The sequence below is a fragment of the Skermanella rosea genome (assembly GCF_016806835.2).
Taxonomy (GTDB): Bacteria; Pseudomonadota; Alphaproteobacteria; order Azospirillales; family Azospirillaceae; genus Skermanella; species Skermanella rosea.
The window spans coordinates 3,263,665-3,279,790 of record NZ_CP086111.1 but is presented as its reverse complement, the minus strand read 5'-3'; the positions used below and the strand labels follow the sequence as shown (position 1 = coordinate 3,279,790).

Annotated in this window: 15 protein-coding genes; 1 reads left to right on the top strand and 14 read right to left on the bottom strand. The window is 68.9% G+C overall.

Features of this window, described 5'->3' with window-relative positions; translation table 11 throughout:
• Positions 1-122: 122 nt before the first annotated feature.
• Positions 123-446 carry a GxxExxY protein gene (locus JL101_RS15200; RefSeq protein ID WP_228434848.1) on the top strand — a complete coding sequence of 108 codons (324 nt, stop codon included), beginning with the start codon at positions 123-125 and terminating at the stop codon, positions 444-446.
• A 120-nt stretch (positions 447-566) separates the two neighbouring features.
• On the opposite strand, the gene hemA is transcribed toward JL101_RS15200, so the two are convergent.
• From hemA to bchF, 14 genes are read right to left on the bottom strand one after another with little or no spacing between them, the layout of a single operon-like run.
• Complete coding sequence (gene hemA, locus JL101_RS15195) at positions 567-1,790, bottom strand: 5-aminolevulinate synthase (protein WP_323374662.1); 1,224 nt, start codon at positions 1,788-1,790, stop codon at positions 567-569.
• Positions 1,787-2,605 carry a putative photosynthetic complex assembly protein PuhE gene (gene puhE / locus JL101_RS15190; RefSeq protein WP_203100460.1) on the bottom strand — a complete coding sequence of 273 codons (819 nt, stop codon included), beginning with the start codon at positions 2,603-2,605 and terminating at the stop codon, positions 1,787-1,789. Before puhE ends, hemA begins: the two co-directional genes overlap by 4 nt.
• A 16-nt stretch (positions 2,606-2,621) precedes the next feature.
• A complete protein-coding gene (acsF, locus tag JL101_RS15185; protein WP_228434847.1) occupies positions 2,622-3,686 on the bottom strand; it encodes a magnesium-protoporphyrin IX monomethyl ester (oxidative) cyclase in 1,065 nt (354 codons plus the stop codon).
• Entirely contained in the window at positions 3,683-3,985 is a 303-nt protein-coding gene (locus tag JL101_RS15180) for a hypothetical protein (RefSeq protein ID WP_203100458.1), read from the bottom strand. Before JL101_RS15180 ends, acsF begins: the two co-directional genes overlap by 4 nt.
• On the bottom strand, positions 3,982-4,455 hold the full coding sequence (puhC, locus tag JL101_RS15175) for a photosynthetic complex assembly protein PuhC (protein WP_203100456.1): 474 nt from the start codon (positions 4,453-4,455) through the stop codon (positions 3,982-3,984). The genes JL101_RS15180 and puhC overlap by 4 nt, the downstream gene beginning before the upstream one ends.
• Positions 4,452-5,141 (bottom strand): photosynthetic complex putative assembly protein PuhB, encoded by a 690-nt coding sequence (puhB, locus tag JL101_RS15170; RefSeq protein ID WP_203100454.1) that lies wholly within the window; start codon positions 5,139-5,141, stop codon positions 4,452-4,454. Before puhB ends, puhC begins: the two co-directional genes overlap by 4 nt.
• Complete coding sequence (gene puhA, locus JL101_RS15165) at positions 5,138-5,923, bottom strand: photosynthetic reaction center subunit H (RefSeq protein ID WP_203100452.1); 786 nt, start codon at positions 5,921-5,923, stop codon at positions 5,138-5,140. Before puhA ends, puhB begins: the two co-directional genes overlap by 4 nt.
• A 39-nt stretch (positions 5,924-5,962) precedes the next feature.
• A complete protein-coding gene (locus JL101_RS15160) occupies positions 5,963-7,390 on the bottom strand; it encodes a BCD family MFS transporter (RefSeq protein ID WP_203100450.1) in 1,428 nt (475 codons plus the stop codon).
• Positions 7,380-8,072, bottom strand: a complete 693-nt coding sequence (bchM, locus tag JL101_RS15155) for a magnesium protoporphyrin IX methyltransferase (protein ID WP_203100448.1) — start codon at positions 8,070-8,072, stop codon at positions 7,380-7,382. The genes JL101_RS15160 and bchM overlap by 11 nt, the downstream gene beginning before the upstream one ends.
• Entirely contained in the window at positions 8,072-8,956 is an 885-nt protein-coding gene (gene bchL / locus JL101_RS15150; protein ID WP_203100446.1) for a ferredoxin:protochlorophyllide reductase (ATP-dependent) iron-sulfur ATP-binding protein, read from the bottom strand. Before bchL ends, bchM begins: the two co-directional genes overlap by 1 nt.
• On the bottom strand, positions 8,953-12,645 hold the full coding sequence (locus JL101_RS15145; RefSeq protein WP_203100444.1) for a magnesium chelatase subunit H: 3,693 nt from the start codon (positions 12,643-12,645) through the stop codon (positions 8,953-8,955). Before JL101_RS15145 ends, bchL begins: the two co-directional genes overlap by 4 nt.
• Entirely contained in the window at positions 12,620-14,146 is a 1,527-nt protein-coding gene (gene bchB / locus JL101_RS15140) for a ferredoxin:protochlorophyllide reductase (ATP-dependent) subunit B (protein ID WP_203100442.1), read from the bottom strand. The genes JL101_RS15145 and bchB overlap by 26 nt, the downstream gene beginning before the upstream one ends.
• Entirely contained in the window at positions 14,137-15,411 is a 1,275-nt protein-coding gene (locus JL101_RS15135; protein ID WP_203100440.1) for a ferredoxin:protochlorophyllide reductase (ATP-dependent) subunit N, read from the bottom strand. Before JL101_RS15135 ends, bchB begins: the two co-directional genes overlap by 10 nt.
• A complete protein-coding gene (bchF, locus tag JL101_RS15130) occupies positions 15,408-15,947 on the bottom strand; it encodes a 2-vinyl bacteriochlorophyllide hydratase (protein ID WP_203100438.1) in 540 nt (179 codons plus the stop codon). Before bchF ends, JL101_RS15135 begins: the two co-directional genes overlap by 4 nt.
• Between the last annotated feature and the right edge of the window lie 179 nt (positions 15,948-16,126).

Below are 16,126 nucleotides of genomic sequence, written 5' to 3'. Positions count from 1 at the left end.
CGTCGGAGGCCGAGAGCATCCGGCAGGACGGCTAGCGGGTGCAACTGATAAGAGTTGGGACAAAGCCGTTCTATCTTCTGATGCGAAGGTTTAAGGATCACGGATGAACGGGATAGGCACGGATGGCGGGAACAGTCGATGCAGCCGCGAGCGGGCTGACTGAACAGATCATCGCTGGGGCTTTTGACGTGTCAAACAATCTGGGGCACGGCTTTCTTGAAGCCGTATACAGGAACGCCCTGGCCGTCGAACTGGAATTCCGCGGCTTGTCGGTCGCGAAGGAACAATCTTTCCCCGTTCACTATCGTGAAAAGAGGGTCGGATTCTACATCGCCGATCTTGTCGTCGAGAACATCGTGATCGTCGAATTGAAGGCCGTCGATGCGCTGACCCAGTCCCACACATCACAAGTATTGAACTATTTGAAAGCCAGCAATCTCCAGTAGGTCTCCTGTTCAACTTTGGAAAACCGAGACTCGAGTTCAAGCGTCTGCTTCTGTAGAATCCGTGTCCATCCGTGGATATCCGTGTTCATCCGTGATCCTGAGCGTCACCAAACCACTCGCTCAAGCCGCCTGCCGCAACCCGATCTCCGCCCAGATCGCCGACAGCGCATTGACCAGGTGGTCGATGTCGGCGTCGGTGTGCAGCGGCGAGGGGGTGATGCGCAGGCGCTCCGTGCCGCGGGCCACGGTAGGGTAGTTGATCGGCTGGACATAGATGCCGTACCGGTCCAGCAGCATGTCGCTGATCAGCTTGCACAGGACGGGGTCGCGCACCATCACCGGCACGATGTGGCTCGGGTTGTCCAGCATCGGGATTCCGGCGGCGTCCAGCTTCCGACGCACGGTCGCTACGCGGTCCTGGTGGCGCCGGCGCTCCGCGGCGCTGGCCTTCAGGTGCCGGATGCTGGCGAGCGCTCCCGCAGTCACCGCCGGGGGCAGGGACGTGGTGAAGATGAAGCCCGAGGAGAAGCTCCGGACGAAGTCGCACAGCGAGGCCGACGCGGTGATGTAGCCGCCGACCACGCCGAAGGCCTTGCCGAGCGTTCCCTCGATCACCGTCAGCCGGTGCGCGATGCCTTCGCGCTCCGCGATGCCGCCGCCACGCGGCCCGTACAGCCCCACCGCGTGGACCTCGTCCAGGTAGGTCATGGCGCCGTGGGCGTCGGCCACGTCGCACAGTTCTGCGATCGGGGCGACGTCGCCGTCCATGGAATAGACGGATTCGAACGCCACCAGCTTCGGCACGTCAGGGTCCAGGGCCGACAGCCTGCGATCCAGGTCGTCCGGATCGTTGTGGGCGAAGATGTGCCGCTCGGCGCGGCTGTGCCGGATGCCCTCGATCATGGAGGCATGGTTGCCGGCGTCGGACAGCACGACGCAGTCGGGAATGCGCGACGCCAGTGTGCCCAGCGCTGCCCAGTTGGAGACATAGCCCGAGGTGAACAGCAGCGCCGCCTCCTTGCCGTGCAGGTCGGCCAACTCGCGCTCCAGCAGCACGTGGTAATGGGTCGTGCCCGAGATGTTGCGGGTCCCGCCGGCACCCGCCCCGCAGCGGTCGATCGCCTCGTGCATCGCGGACAGCACGGCGGGGTGCTGGCCCATGCCGAGATAGTCGTTGGAGCACCAGATGGTCACGGTGCCGGCCCGCTCGCCGTCGACGTAATGCGCCGCCTTGGGGAACTCGCCGGCCCGCCGCTCCAGCTCGGCGAAGATACGATAACGTCCCTCGTCCCGGAGGCCGTCGAGCTGGTCGCGGAAATAGCCTTCGAATTCGAAACTCATCATTGCCTCCGGTTTGTCGAAATCTGGGTCGTGATCGCAGATGGCAGGGTGACGCCGCTCTCGCGGGCCGACAGGTACCAGGACCACAGCGCCGCCGCGGGCAGCGGCAGCACGAGCAGCCAGTGCTCCAGCAGCGCCAGCGCCATCAGGGTCGCGAGGAAGGTGAATCCCGCCGCGGTGAAGCCGTCGGCATCCGGCGCGCCCGCCGCCTGGATCAGCAGCAGCATGGCGACGGTCGCACCCGTCACCGACACCGGGAAGAAGACGTTCATCGGCCGCTTGCGGAAATATGTTGCCAGGTACTTCAGGTGGTCGGGCAGGAACTCCTGGCCCAGGTTCGGCACGCCCAGGAAGACGTTGAGCTTGGCGCTCAGCCGCAGGACCCACAGCAGCAGGAAGGTCCAAAGCCCGACCTGGTTCTCCCCGCCCCAGGTCAGGGCCGCGATCAGGGCCGCCGACGCCGCGATGGAGACCTCGTGGTATGCCACCACGGCGATGGCGTTCCGCAGGTGCCGCCAGCCGGTCGCCCCGGGCGGGCTCGCGATCCGGCGCGGTCCCGTGACCAGCCCCATCAGGAAGCTGATCTCGTTCCAGCCCCAGACCGCCAGAGCGCAGGTGAAAGCGATGAAGGCGCCGGAAACGCTGGTGTCCGACCGCCCCTCCGCCAGCCCGTACAGCGCCAGCACCGCCAGCGCCCCGGCGCCCGCCAGACTCCAGCGGAAGGTCCGGGGGTGCAGGCCGTCTAGATAGACGATCAGCCCCGTGCTGAACCACCACAGGAACAGCGTGTAGAGCACCGGAAGCGCATGTTCGGACACGGGCGATGCCTCCGCTCTACCAGGCCGGCGCCAGGTGGATGTCCCGCGGCAGCGTGTTCGACCGGGCCGGCAGCATGTAGAGCCGGGCGAAGGTCGCCGCCCCCGCCAGTCCCAGCGCCGCCCGCTTCAGCTTGCCGCCGACGCCGCCCTGCCGCGCCGCAGCGGCGCGGGCGTTCGAGATCTCGATCAGCCGCTCCAATCCCGCGCGGAACTTCGGATTGTCGATGTCCAGGGTCAGCGGGAAGACCTGCTTGGAAATCTCCGTCGTGATCCGGAACACCGTGAAGTCGTACTCGGTCGGATCGAGGCCCAGGGCCTTGTGGAATTCCGGCCGCATATGGTCCCGGACGAACATCGTCGCGAAGACCGCCAGCAGGAAGAACTTGATCCACAGCTTGTTGCCGCCGCTCAGCAGCGACGGGTTGGCCCGCATCAGCAGGGCGAAGGCCTCTCCGTGGCGGAACTCGTCGTTGCACCACTTCTCGAAGAACTTGAAGATCGGGTGGAACCGCCGGTCCGGGTTGCGCTCCAGCTGGCGATAGATCGTGATGTAGCGGGCATAGCCGATCTTCTCCGACAGGTACGTGGCGTAGAAGATGAACTTCGGCTTGAAGTAGGTGTATTTCTTGGCCTTGGTCAGGAAGCTCATGTCCACGCCGATGCCGAAATCCTTGAGCGTGTCGTTGATGAAGCCGGCGTGCCGGGATTCGTCCCGGGCCATGAAGGCGAACAGTTCCTGGATGTCCGGGTTCTTCACCCGCTTCTTGGTCTCGGCGTAGAGCACGCAGCCGGAGAACTCCGCCGTCAGCGAGCTGACCAGGAAATCGACGAACTCCTTCCGCAACCCCTCCGGCATCTCGTCGAGGTTGTTGGTGAACTCCGGCGTCCGGGTGAAATGCTTCTTGTTGTCGTCGCGGCGCAGCTCGGCCATGACCGTGTCCCACTCGGCGCGGACGGCGTCGACGTCCAGCTTGTCCATCGCCTCGTAGTCGGTCGTGTAGAAGCGCGGGCTCAGCATCGTGTCTTCCTGGGCCATGCGCGTGCTGGTGTTGGGCGCACCGCCGCCTTCCATGGGGATCATTGCGTCCTCCCTTCGGAAAATCCGACTTCGTAGAGTTCGGTCAGTTCGAGATATCCCGCGAGCCGGGCGCGCAGGCGTTCCATCGGGCCGGCGCGCACCACCGTGGCCCGGCGGTAGTAGAAATGCTGGGTGCCGAATGGGACCATGGCCGGCGCGTCGTGGACGATCACCTCGTCGCCCGGACCCACCTCGATCCCGTCCAACTCCACATAGGCGTGGACGCTGTCGGGGGTGATCTCGATATCGACGGTGCAGGGCACCTCGACGGTGCGGGGACTGCCGCTCCAGGCTATCGTCATGGCCCGTTCCCTCCGGTGTTCATCATGGTGGCGAAAGCCTCGGCGTTGGTCGGGCCGAAGGCTTCCAGGTTGATCACCCTGCCGGTCGCGGGATCGTCCAGGGACAGGCGCCCGTCGGCCCAGCGGGTCAGCACGAAGGGCGGCTCGATCCCGACGCCCTGGCGCTTGCGTTCGCGGGCGAGGCCGCGCAGCGCGCCGCGCACGAAACCGTTGGTGCCGGGTTCCACGACGCCGGCGATCCGGCCGGTCCGCGCGTCGGTGATGGCGATGGAACCGTCAGTCCTGTCCTCGAAGCGGAGCTGCCGGCTTTCGACCGAGGCCGCCTCGGGCATCTGCACGGTTCCCAGCCCGCTCACCCGCGCCACGGTCGCCGCCGACACGGTGAAGGCGAGCAGGGCGGCGGCCCCGATCAGCGCCCCGCGCGGGAAGACGGGATCGGCCGGGCCGGTGTCCATGCCCCGGGATCTCATGTCGATGCACTCCCCAGCGCGCCGACCCGCTGGGCCTTGCGGCGCCGGGCGACGGTCGGAAGGGGGGCCGGAAGCGGGGCCGCCGTGTTGGCGGCGGGGGCGCCCGCGGTCGCTGCGGTCAGCGCGTCGGCCAGGATGCCGGCGACGCGGGATGCCTCGGGGATCGCGCGCAGCATCGGCTCGGGACGGCTGACCCGCCACGGGCGGGCGTGCGGCCACAGCAGGAGCCAGGCGATCCGGTTGCCCTCGGTCAGTGCCAGCGGGATGTCGCCGCTGCCGTCGGCATGGACCTTCAGCCCGGCGGAGCCGACCAGCCGGAACGGTATGTTCAGCGCCATCGGCAGCGCGATGCCGAACCGCATCACGATCCGCCTGTCGGTCACGGTATACATCGTGGAGCGCGCCGATCCCCAGGCGAACAGCAGCACCAGCCCCAGCGCGCAGGCCGCCCAAGGCACGAAGCCCAGCGTGGACAGAACAGCATCCAGGGGAGCAGCACCGTCATGGACCTGGACCACGCCGCGCCAGACCAGCAGCACGCCGAAGTAGGCCGCCAGCTTGTTGACATGGAGCCCCCGGCGGGCCAGCGACTTCCAGTCCGGCCGGCCCTGCCACAGCATCCTCTCCCCGGCCGGCAGCGGTTCGGGCAGGCCCGGCACCGGCTCGGTGTCGTATTCCGTGTTCATATCAGCGGCTCCTGGCGCTGGGGCGTGGCGTAGAGATGCCCGCTGGCGTAGTAGGCCGTGATCTTGTCCTCCTCCAGCTTGGTGATCTGGTTCGGGTTCCTGATCGCGGGCACGTCGGCGAACTGGTGGGACAGGATTGACTTGACCTTGACCTTGCGGTTCCAGGTATCGATCCGGCAGAACCGCATGGGCAGCAGGACGATCCTTCTCCCGGTCGCGGAGGGGATCTCGACCTCGAGGTAGTGGATCGCCGGCTCCGACCGGTCCACCCAGGCCTCGCGCACGTCGCCGGCCACGTAGCCGTCGGCCGCGACCACTTCCATGCCGATCGGGTTGGGATCGCGGGTCGGGATGAAGAAGTCGGGGGCGACCCGCAGCGGGACGATGCGGTTCTCGTCCTCGGCCGTCAGTTCCGGCTTGTCCTCGCGCATCGCCCAGGCCGCGGGGCCGACGCCGTCGACCATCGGGTTGCCGGTCGGCACCAGGGGCGCTCCCGGCCACAGACCCGAGGGGAGGGCGGCGATCTCGCGCTCGTCCGGATTGCCCGGCGGCGCCGAATAGGTCGAGCCGTCGCGCATCGTGAAGATCTTGGGAGCCGGGATCGGCGGGTAGCCCTGGACCTTCACCCGGGGCGACCGCTCCGACCGGTCGGACACCAGCGGGTAGCCTTCCCGCTTGTCCTCCTGGTGCAGGTAATAGATCAGGCCGGCGAAGAAGATCCAGAACGCGTACAGGACGACCTGGGCCACGTCGATGTAGCTCGTGATGGCTCCTGTTTCCATCGGTGACCTCCGCACGTTTAAGTTGTTGACCGGGACGGGTTAACCGGGGAATTCGGCGAGGCCGAATGCCGCGGGTGGTTGGGGTCTGGCCTGCGCGGTGCTGCGGACCAGCGGTCCGATGGCGGCCAGGGTGGCGAACAGCAGGATGATCTCCAGGTAATAGACGGCGCCGTAGCCGACGGACGGGTCGGTCAGGGCGGGACCCAGCAGTCCCTGGGTGCCGAGGCTCGACACCAGGTCGCGGATGCCGCCGCCCGCCGCGATCGCGACGCCGGCCGCGGTCGCCTGGACCGCTCCCCAGGCGCCCAGCGCCAGCCCGCTCTCGCCCTCGCGCGCCAGCGCCATGGCGGCGGTCAGCGTGCCGACCACGAACAGCCCGCTGCCGAAGCCGATCAGCACGGCGCCGATCCGGACCAGCAGCGGCGATTCCAGGGGGGCGGAGAAGATGATGCAGGAGAAGGCGGCGAGCCCGACCAGCACGCCCAGCGCGGCCAGCCGGTAGGGATCGGCACCCCGGTTCAGCCGCCGGGCCGCGAGGGCGAAGCCGCCCAGCGTGCCGCCCGCCAGCAGCGCGGTCAGCGCGGTGGTCTCGCCGACGCTCAGGTTCAGGATCTGGCCGCCATAGGGCTCCAGCAGGATGTCCTGCATGCTGAAGGCCGCCGTCCCCAGTCCGACCGCCACCAGCACCCGCCCGGCGCGGCCCGCCTGCCGAAAGGTCCGCCAGGATTCGGCGAAGCCGGGGCGGGGGCGGTCCGGCGCCGTGGCCGCCGGATTGCGCGGCTCCTGTTTCCACAGCGCGATCACGTTCAGGACCATGGTCGTGACGGCGGCGCCCTGGATCACCTGGATCAGGCGGAGCTGGGAGAATTCCGCCAGCAGCCAGCCGAACACCAGCGCGCTCGCGACCATCCCGGCCAGCAGCATCACGTAGAGCAGGGCCACCACGCGCGGCCGGGTCTCGGGAGTGGCAAGGTCGGTCGCCAGCGCCAGCCCGGCGGTCTGGGTCGTGTGCAGCCCCGCGCCGACCATCAGGAAGGCCAGCGCCGCTCCGGCATGGCCGGCATAGGTCGGGGTGGTGCTGTCGCCCGACAGGATGATCAGGGCGAACGGCATGATCGCGAAGCCGCCGAACTGGATCAGCGTGCCGAACCAGATATAGGGCACCCGCCGCCATCCCAGCACGGAGCTGTGATTGTCCGAGCGGAAGCCCACCAGCGCCCGCAGCGGCGCGAAGACCAGGGGCAGTGCCACCATGACCGCGACCAGCCAGGTCGCGACGCCCAGTTCCACCACCATGACCCGGTTCAGCGTGCCGTTCAGCAGCACGATCGCCATGCCCACCGACACCTGGAACAGCGACAGCCGCAGCAGCCGCCCCAGCGGCAGTTCCGGCGTCGCGGCGTCCGCGAACGGCAGGAGGCGCGGTGTCAGGAATGTCCAGACGCGGTGTTGGCGCTTAATGATCATGGGGCACCAGCTCCAGCGCCTGGGAGGTGTAGAACCCGCACGCCACCCGCTCGGTCCGCGACGGCCGCCAGCGGCCGACTTCCGACGCCAGCAGGCGCCGCAACCCCGCTTCGCGCACCGGCTCGATCGCCGGCGCCCTGTTTCCCCGGGGAAACAATTTGCCCACGGCATGCATCGCCGCCAGTGCCGGGGTCTGCGGCGCGAAGGTGAACAGCACCGACGCCCGCGTCCGCTCGGCCAGCGCCTTCACCGCCCGCGCCATGTCGGGCGCCCGGTAGTGGATCAGCGAGTCCATCGCCACTACATGGTCGAACCGGCCCAGGCCGGGGTCCAGCATGTCGCCGACCCGGAAATCCACATCAAGCCCCGCCGGCATCCGCTCCCGCGCCAGCCCGACCAGCGTCGGCGACAGGTCGATCGCGACCACCTCGGCGCCCCGCCGGGCCGCCTCCAGCGCCAGCATGCCGGTGCCGCAGCCGGCATCCAGCAGCCGGCACCCCGTCAAATCCTCCGGCAGCCAGCCCAGCAGCGTGTTCCGCATACCGTCGCGGCCCTTCCGCACGGTCGCCCGGATGCGGCCGACCGGCGCGTCGGAGGTCAGGCGGGACCAGGCCTCCACGGCGGTGCGGTCGAAATAGGTTTCCAGCCGGTCGCGGCGTTCGATGTAGGAGACGCTGTGCATCAGTCGAACCCCAGCAGGTCGAAGATGTCCCGGTCCTTCATGGGCTTCGGCGCCAGCGGCTCGGTTCCGGCCCACAGCGTGGCGGCAAGCCGCAGATACTCCGCCTGGACCGCCTCCAGCTCGGGCGACGGCTCCATCTCGAAAAGGGTCGCCTTCTTCAGGCGGCTGCGCCGGATCGCGTCCAGGTCGGGGAAGCGGGCCAGGGTCTCCAGCCCGACGACACCGTTGAAGCGGTCGATCTGGTCGGTCCCGGCGCTCCGGTTGGCGATCACGCCGCCCAGCCGGACATCGTAGTTGCGTGCCTTGGCGTGGATCGCCGCGACGATGCGGTTCATCGCGAAGATGCTGTCGAAATCGTTGGCGGTGACGATCAGCGCCCGGTCGGCATGCTGGAGCGGGGCCGCGAAGCCGCCGCACACCACGTCGCCCAGCACGTCGAAGATCACCACGTCGGTGTCGTCGAGCAGGTGATGCTCCTTCAGGAGCTTGACCGTCTGGCCGACCACGTAGCCGCCGCAGCCGGTACCCGCCGGCGGCCCGCCGGCCTCGACGCACATCACGCCGTTGTAGCCCTCGAACACGAAATCCTCGGGCCGAAGCTCCTCCGAATGGAAGTTCACCGTCTCCAGGATGTCGATCACCGTGGGGACCAGCCGCTTGGTCAGGGTGAAGGTGCTGTCATGCTTGGGATCGCAGCCGATCTGGAGCACCCGCTTGCCCAGCTTGGAGAATGCTACGGACAGGTTGGACGAGGTCGTGCTCTTGCCGATGCCGCCCTTGCCGTAGACCGCGAAGACTTTCGCCCCCTCGATCCTGACGCTCGGGTCCAGCTTGACCTGGACGCTGCCTTCGCCGTCCGGGCGTCTTAGAAGAGTGGTTGTCATGCCGCTGCCTTTTCGCTGATGCCTTCGAGCCGGTCTTCCAGGGTCTCGCCGGCCTGCCGCAGGGCCGCCAGCATGGTTTCGTCCGGCGACCAGTAGCGCCGCTCGTGCGCCTCGATCAGGCGGTTGGCGACCCGCGCCGACGCCTTGGGGTTCAATTCGGCGAGGCGATCGCGCATCTCCTCGTCGAGCAGGTAGGTCTGGGTGAGCTGCTGGTAGACCCACGGCGCCACCTGTCCCGTCGTCGCCGACCAGCCCAGGGTGTTGGTCACATGGGCCTCGATCTGGCGCACGCCCTCGAAGCCGTGCTTCAGCATGCCCTCGTACCATTTGGGGTTCAGCACGCGGGTCCTGACCTCCAGCGCCACCTGTTCGGACAGGGTGCGCACGGTGCCTTCGCCGCGGGTCTGGTCGCCGATATAGACCGGCACCGTCGTTCCGGTGGCCCGCCCGACCGCCCGGCTGATGCCGCCGAGATTGTCGAAATAGTGGTCGATCGTGGTGACGCCCAGCTCGACCGATTCCAGGTTCTGGTAGGCGAGATCGACCCCGGCCAGCAGCGTCTGCATCAGCTCCGCCTGTTTGACCGGGATGCCCGACCGGCCGTAGGCGAAGCATTTCCGCCGGGTGAAGGCTTCGGCCAGCTCGTCCTCCTCGGTCCAGCAGCCGCTGTCCACCATGTGGTTCAGGTTGGAGCCGTAGGTGCCGTCGGCATTGCTGAAGACCCGGAGCGCCGCCGTCTCGAAGTCGCAGCCGTGGGTCCGCTGATGCTCCAGGGTATGCTTCCGCACGAAGTTCAGGTGCGGCGGCTCGTCGGCGCCGGCCGCCAGGAAGCAGGCTTCGGCCAGCAGCTTGATCTGCAGGGGCAGCAGGTCGCGGAAGATGCCGGACAGGGTCAGCACCACGTCCACCCGGGGCCGGCCCAGCTCGTCGAGCGGGATCAACTCGGCGCCGCACAGGCGACCGTAGCTGTCGAACCGGGGCCGCGCGCCGATCAGCGCCAGCACCTGGGCGATCGGGCCGCCCTCGCTCTTCAGGTTGTCCGTTCCCCACAGCACGAAGGCGACGGTTTCCGGGAAGCCGTTGCCCTCCGCCTGGTGGCGGGCGAGCAGGCGGGCCGCCTGCCGGGCGCCGTCGGCCACCGCGAAGGCGCTGGGGATGCGGTAGGGATCGAAGCCGTGGATGTTGCGGCCGGTCGGCAGGATCGCCGGGGTCCGAAGCAGGTCGCCGCCCGGCGTCGGCCGGATGAACCCGCCGTCCAGCGCGTGCAGGATCGAGGCGAGCTCATGGTCTTCCGCCAGCAGCAGGTCGCTCGCCGCCAGGTCGCGGTACAGCGCCAGCGCGGTCTGGTCCGCCGTGATCTCCTCCGGCGGCCGTCCCGCCACCAGCGCCTCGATGTCGGCGCGGGCCGGGTTGGCGCCGTGGGCCGATTCCGCCATGGCGAGCAGCAGGTCCACCCGCTCGGAGGCCGACGGAGGCTCGCCCACCACGTGGAGGCCGTAGGGGATCAGGGTATATTCCATCTCCAGGATCGCGTGGGTCAGCGCCGCGATGTCCCGCTCCGGATCGGTCCAGGCCGGTTCCGCCTGGGCGAGGTCCACGGCGGCGGCCTGCGCATGGATAACCCCGGCCAGGTGCCCCCGGTCGGCCTGGATCTCCGGAGTCAGCGCCCGCCAGCTATCGATCGAGGATTTCAGCTCCAGCAGCCCGCGATAGAGGCCGGCCTGGGCGATCGGCGGCGTCAGGTAGCTGATCAGGGTCGCCGCCGTCCTGCGCTTGGCGATCGTGCCTTCCGACGGGTTGTTGGCGGCGTACAGGTAGAAGTTCGGCAGTTCGCCGAGCAGCCGGTCCGGCCAGCACCCGGATGAGAGCGCGGTCTGCTTGCCCGGCATGAACTCCAGCGCGCCGTGGGTTCCGAAATGAAGCACCGCATGGGCCGCGAAGTCCTCCCGCAGGTAGCGGTAGAAGGCGGAGAAGGCGTGGGTCGGCGCGAAGCCCTTCTCGAACAGCAGCCGCATCGGGTCGCCCTCGTAGCCGAAGCCCGGCTGCAAACCGACCAGCACGTTGCCGAACCGCTCGCCGAGGACCATCAGGCTGGACCCGTCGGTCTGCTGCCGTCCCGGCGCCGGCCCCCACTGGGCCTCGATCTCGCCCAGCCAGCGTTCCCGCCGGACATGGTCGTCCACGGGGATGCGCGCCTGCACGTTGGCGTCGGCGCCGAACCGCGCCGAATTGCCCAGGATGATCCGGTCCCGCAGCGCATCGACCGTCTCCGGCACCTCGACCGTGTAGCCGGCCCGGGCCAGCCCTTTCAGCGTGTTGTGCAGGGATTCGAAGACGCCGAGATAGGCTGCGGTGCCGACCGCCCCGGCGTTGGGCGGGAAGTTGAACAGCACCACGGCGATGCGGCGCTCCGCCGCCGGCGTCCGGCGCAGGGTCACCAGCCGCTCGACCCGGGCCGCAAGCGCCGCGGCCCGCTCCTCATGGACCTGCATGTCGCGCGCCTTCTCCAGGGGCGCGGCGGCCGATCGCCCGCCGAACAGCATGGCGCCGGTGCCTCCGTCCAGTTCCGGGATCGCGACCATCATGGTCGCCTCGACCGGCATCAGCCCCCGGTCCGACGCTTCCCACTGCTCCAGGGTCTGGAACTCCACCGCGTGGGCCGCGACATAGGGCACGTCCAGCCCCGCCAGCATGGCCTCGGCCGCCTTGGCGTCGTTGTAGGCGGGGCCGCCGACCAGGGAGAATCCGGTCATCGACACGACCGCGTCGACCACCGGCTTGCCGTCCTTCAGGAAGAACAGCTCGACCGCCGGCCGGGCGTCGAGGCCGCTGGCGAAGGCCGGGATCACCCGCAGCCCCCGCGCTTCCAGCGCCGCGATCACGCCGTCATAGTGGGCGGTGTTGCCCGGCAGCAGGTAGGAGCGCATCACCAGCAGCCCGACGGTGCCCCGGCAGCCGGCCGTCGCGGCGGGCAGCTTGGCGACGCTGTCCGCCATCTGCGGCCTCATGGCGGGGTGATAGACGCCGACGTCCGGATACTCGACCGGCGGGGCCGCCTTCAACGTGCCGCGCAGGTGCCGGCGTTCGCCGTCGGCGTAGCGGTCCACCAGGAAGCGCAGCATCTGCGCCACGTTCTCGTCCGACCCGCACAGCCAGTATTGCAGCGTCAGGAAATAGGCCCGCACGTCCTGGGCGGCGCCCGGGATGAACCGCAGGATCTTCGGGATCCGCCGGAGCATCGCCATCTGCTTGGCGCCCGAGCTGCCGCCCTCTTTCTTGGCGCCGCGCAGGCGCTTCAGGAAAGCCAGCGGCCCGCGCTCGTTGCCGGTCATGGTGAAGCGGCCGATCCGGGTCAGCCGGATCACCTCGCCCGCCGACATGCAGACCACCATGGCGTCGCACTGGTCGCGCCGGGCCTGAAGGGCGGGGAGGACCGCCTGGATATGGTCCTCCATGAACAGCATGTTGGCGATCACGATGTCGGCTTCGGCGATGTCGGCCCGGCACCGCTCGACCGAACCGGGATCGGTGCCCCATTCCGCCGCGGCATGCAGGGTCACCTCCAGGCCGGGGACTTCGCGCGCCACGCTTTGCCGCGCTCGCTCGGTCGCTCCCGCCAGGTGGTTGTCCAGCGTGACGATCACGATGCGGACGGGAACGGGGTCAGGAGCTGAAATGGGCTTTGGCATGGTACAGCGTCTCGACGGTGATGAGCGCTATGCCCTGCTCGCGGGCGAAGCGTTCGGTGTTGCGGCGGGCCTTGCCGCGGACGAAGAACGGCACCTTTCGAAGCTCCCGCTCGGCGTCGGGAGCCCAGCCGGAGGATTGCGGGGCGGGTTCCGGCTCCGGCCCCCGATCAGGAGTTGCGGCGGTGCCGAGATGGGACGGGGCCGCCTCGCCATGGAACTCGAAGTCCTCGCGGAACATCGTCAGCAGATGCTCCTCCAGGCCCATCATCAGGGGATGGACCCAGGTGTCGAAGATCACGTTGGCGCCCTCGAACCCCATCTGGGGGGAGTGGCGCGCCGGGAAGTCCTGGACATGGACGGGGGCGGAGATGACGGCGCAGGGGACGCCCAGCCGCTTGGCAATGTGCCGCTCCATCTGGGTTCCAAGCACCAGGTCGGGCTGAAGCTCCGCGACCTTGGCCTCGACCTCCAGGTAGTCGTCGGTCACCAGCGCCTCGACGCCGTACCGCGCCGCCGCCTCGCGCACCTCGCGGGCGAACTCCCGGCTGTAGGTGCCGAGACCGGCTACCGTGAAGCCCAGCTCGTCGCGGGCGATCCGGGCCGCCGCGATCGCGTGGGTGGCGTCGCCGAAGACGAAGACCCGCTTGCCGGTCAGGTAGGTGCTGTCCACCGAGTGGGAGTACCAGGGCAGCCGCGACGCTCCCGCCGCCACATCAGCCGGAACCTCGATGCCGGCCACCTTCGCCACCTCGGCGACGAAGTCGCGGGTGGCGCCGACGCCGATCGGCACCGTCGCCACGATCGGCTGGCCGAAACTCTTCTGAAGCCACCGGGCGGCGGTGGACGCGATCTCGGGATACAGGACGACGTTGAAGTCCGCCTCGCCCAGCCGCGCCATGTCGGCGGGCGACGCGCCCAGCGGTGCCACCACCCCGACATCGACGCCGATCCTGTCGAGCAGGGCGGCGACCTCGGTCACATCGTCGCGATGCCGGAAGCCCAGCGCCGCCGGACCCAGCAGGTTGCAGCGCGGACGCCCTCCGGCATGGCGCGGGCAGGCCGGGTCGGCCAGCGCCCGGACCAGCCGGTAGAAGGTTTCCGCCGCTCCCCAGTTCTCCTTCTTCTGGTAGGCCGGCAGCTCAAGCGGGACCACCGGCACCGGCAGGTCCAGCGCGCGGGCGAGGCCGCCCGGATCGTCCTGGATCAGCTCGGCCGTGCAGGAGGCGCCGACGATCAGCGCCTGCGGACGGAACCGCTCGTAGGCATCGGCGACCGCCGTCTTGAACAGCTCGGCGGTGTCGCCGCCCAGGTCGCGCGCCTGGAAGGTCGTGTAGGTCACTGGCGGGCGCTTGGCCTGCCGCTCGATCATGGTGAACAGCAGGTCGGCGTAGGTGTCGCCCTGCGGCGCGTGGAGCACGTAGTGGACGCCTTCCATCGCCGTGGCGATCCGCATGGCACCCACATGGGGGGGAGCCTCGTAGGTCCAGAGCGTCAGCTGCATGCCGCGACTCCTCCGGCTGCCAGGGCGGTCCGGCGGCGCAGCGGCCGGGCGAACAGTCCGGCCAGGTCGGCGGCCTGCTCGTACCCCTGGATCGGGGTGAAGACCAGTTCGATCGACCACTTCGTGGTCAGCCCCTCCGCCTCCAGCGGGTTGGCGAGGCCGAGGCCGCAGACGGTGATGTCCGGCTTGGCCGCCCGGCAGCGGTCGAGCTGGCGTTCCACGTGCTGGCCCTCGCTCAGCATGGTGCCGGGGGGCAGCAGCGCCAGTTCCTCCGCCAGGTGCCGGCGGTGCAGATAGGGGGTGCCGACCTCGACCAGCTCCATCCCCAGTTCGGTCGACAGGAAGCGGGCAAGCGGCACTTCGAGCTGGCTGTCCGGAAAAAAGAAAACGCGCTTGCCCGCCAGCTCGGCACGGTAGCGGGCAAGCGCGTTCCGCGACCTTTCGCGGCAGGGGGAGATCACGTCCCGGAAACGGCTGGGCTCGACCTGCCACGCGGCCGCCGCGGCGGCGAGCCACCCCGTGGTGCCTTCGGCACCAAGCGGGAAGGGGGCTTCGAGCCTGGTCGCACCGCGCTCTTCGAGAGCTCGCGCGGTTTCTCCGAGAAAAGGCTGCGCCAGAAGGAAGGAGGTGCCCGGCCCGACCGGCGGCAGGTCTTCGGCGCTCCGGGGCGGCAGGAAGCGGACCGGACCGATGCCCAGATCCTCGAAGATCCGCCTGAACTGGTCCTCGACCACCTCCGCCAGCGCGCCCACCACCAGCAGCGACCGTCCGTCCTGCCGGGGAAGCTCCGGGACCAGGGCCGCCAAGCAGGCGTCCTCGCCCTGGGTGAAGGTCGTCTCGATCCCGCTGCCGGAATAGCTGAGGATGCGCACCGCCGGCCGGTGCCGGAGCGACAGGCGGGCTGCCGCCCGGCCGAGGTCCAGCTTGATCACTTCCGACGGGCAGGATCCGACCAGGAACAGCAGCCGGATGTCGGGCCGCCGTGCCAGGAGCTGGTCCACCACCCGGTCAAGCTCCTCGTTCATGTCGGCCAGGCCGGCGAGGTCCCGTTCCTCGATGATCGCGGTCGCGAACCGCGGCTCGGCGAAGATCATGACGCCGGCGGCGGACTGGATCAGGTGCGCGCAGGTCCGGGACCCGACCACCAGGAAGAAGGCGTCCTGGATCTTGCGGTGCAGCCAGACGATCCCGGTCAGCCCGCAGAACACTTCCCGCTGGCCGCGCTCGCGAAGCACCGGCATCGCGTCAGCCACGGCCGCCGTCATGACGCAGCTCCCGCCTGGCCGAACCCGGCGCCCGCCGCCTCGTCGCGCCGGGCGGCGCGGAGCTTCAGCAGGAACTGGGTCGCGTTGATCACGTAAGTCGCATAGGCCGCCAGAGCCAGGAACATCTGCCCGCGAACGTCGAGCGCCCCGGTCACCAGGGCCGCGAGGTAGGCGGTATGGAGCGCCAGCACCAGGATGCTGAACACGTCCTCCCAGTAGAAGGCCGGTGCGAACAGGTAGCGCCCGAACACTTCCCGTTCCCAGATCGAGCCGGTGATCATGATCGCGTAGAGCGTCAGCGTCTTGACGACGATGGAGGCGGAAGCCACCCCCTCGCCCTCGCCGGTGGAGAGATAGCGAAGCACCAGGGCCAGGCTGACCAGGAAGACCACGAACTGAACCGGAGCCAGGATGCCCTGGACCAGCGTCCAGGGGGACGCGTCCCGTTTCAGCCGTTCTTCGGCGGTGTAGAGGGGCTGCCTTTGACCGTGCCGGGTCCGAGAGGCCTGCCCAGGATCGTGCCCGGGATGGTGCATGGCGTTTCTCCCACTGGAGCCGGCCGGCTGACGCCCGGAGCGGGTTTTCGCCCGCCCTCGACCTGCTTCCTTGCTTGGATCGAAACGCTAAACCTTATCATTGACACCGTCAACAGAGATATACGTCAATTCGAGTTGACACTATTAACGGCCACCACCCGCCTAGGGTATTCACCTGA

Excerpts from the sequence above, each read along its gene's own strand:
- hemA (WP_323374662.1), bottom strand. The coding sequence starts at position 1,790 with ATGATGAGTTTCGAATTCGAAGGCTATTTCCGCGACCAGCTCGACGGC.
- bchB (WP_203100442.1), bottom strand. The coding sequence starts at position 14,146 with ATGCAGCTGACGCTCTGGACCTACGAGGCTCCCCCCCATGTGGGTGCC.
- bchM (WP_203100448.1), bottom strand. The coding sequence starts at position 8,072 with ATGCACAGCGTCTCCTACATCGAACGCCGCGACCGGCTGGAAACCTAT.
- JL101_RS15160 (WP_203100450.1), bottom strand. The coding sequence starts at position 7,390 with ATGATCATTAAGCGCCAACACCGCGTCTGGACATTCCTGACACCGCGC.
- acsF (WP_228434847.1), bottom strand. The coding sequence starts at position 3,686 with ATGATCCCCATGGAAGGCGGCGGTGCGCCCAACACCAGCACGCGCATG.
- puhA (WP_203100452.1), bottom strand. The coding sequence starts at position 5,923 with ATGGAAACAGGAGCCATCACGAGCTACATCGACGTGGCCCAGGTCGTC.
- bchF (WP_203100438.1), bottom strand. The coding sequence starts at position 15,947 with ATGCACCATCCCGGGCACGATCCTGGGCAGGCCTCTCGGACCCGGCAC.
- puhC (WP_203100456.1), bottom strand. The coding sequence starts at position 4,455 with ATGAGATCCCGGGGCATGGACACCGGCCCGGCCGATCCCGTCTTCCCG.
- JL101_RS15145 (WP_203100444.1), bottom strand. The coding sequence starts at position 12,645 with ATGCCAAAGCCCATTTCAGCTCCTGACCCCGTTCCCGTCCGCATCGTG.
- puhB (WP_203100454.1), bottom strand. The coding sequence starts at position 5,141 with ATGAACACGGAATACGACACCGAGCCGGTGCCGGGCCTGCCCGAACCG.
- JL101_RS15135 (WP_203100440.1), bottom strand. The coding sequence starts at position 15,411 with ATGACGGCGGCCGTGGCTGACGCGATGCCGGTGCTTCGCGAGCGCGGC.
- JL101_RS15180 (WP_203100458.1), bottom strand. The coding sequence starts at position 3,985 with ATGACGATAGCCTGGAGCGGCAGTCCCCGCACCGTCGAGGTGCCCTGC.
- JL101_RS15200 (WP_228434848.1), top strand. The coding sequence starts at position 123 with ATGGCGGGAACAGTCGATGCAGCCGCGAGCGGGCTGACTGAACAGATC.
- bchL (WP_203100446.1), bottom strand. The coding sequence starts at position 8,956 with ATGACAACCACTCTTCTAAGACGCCCGGACGGCGAAGGCAGCGTCCAG.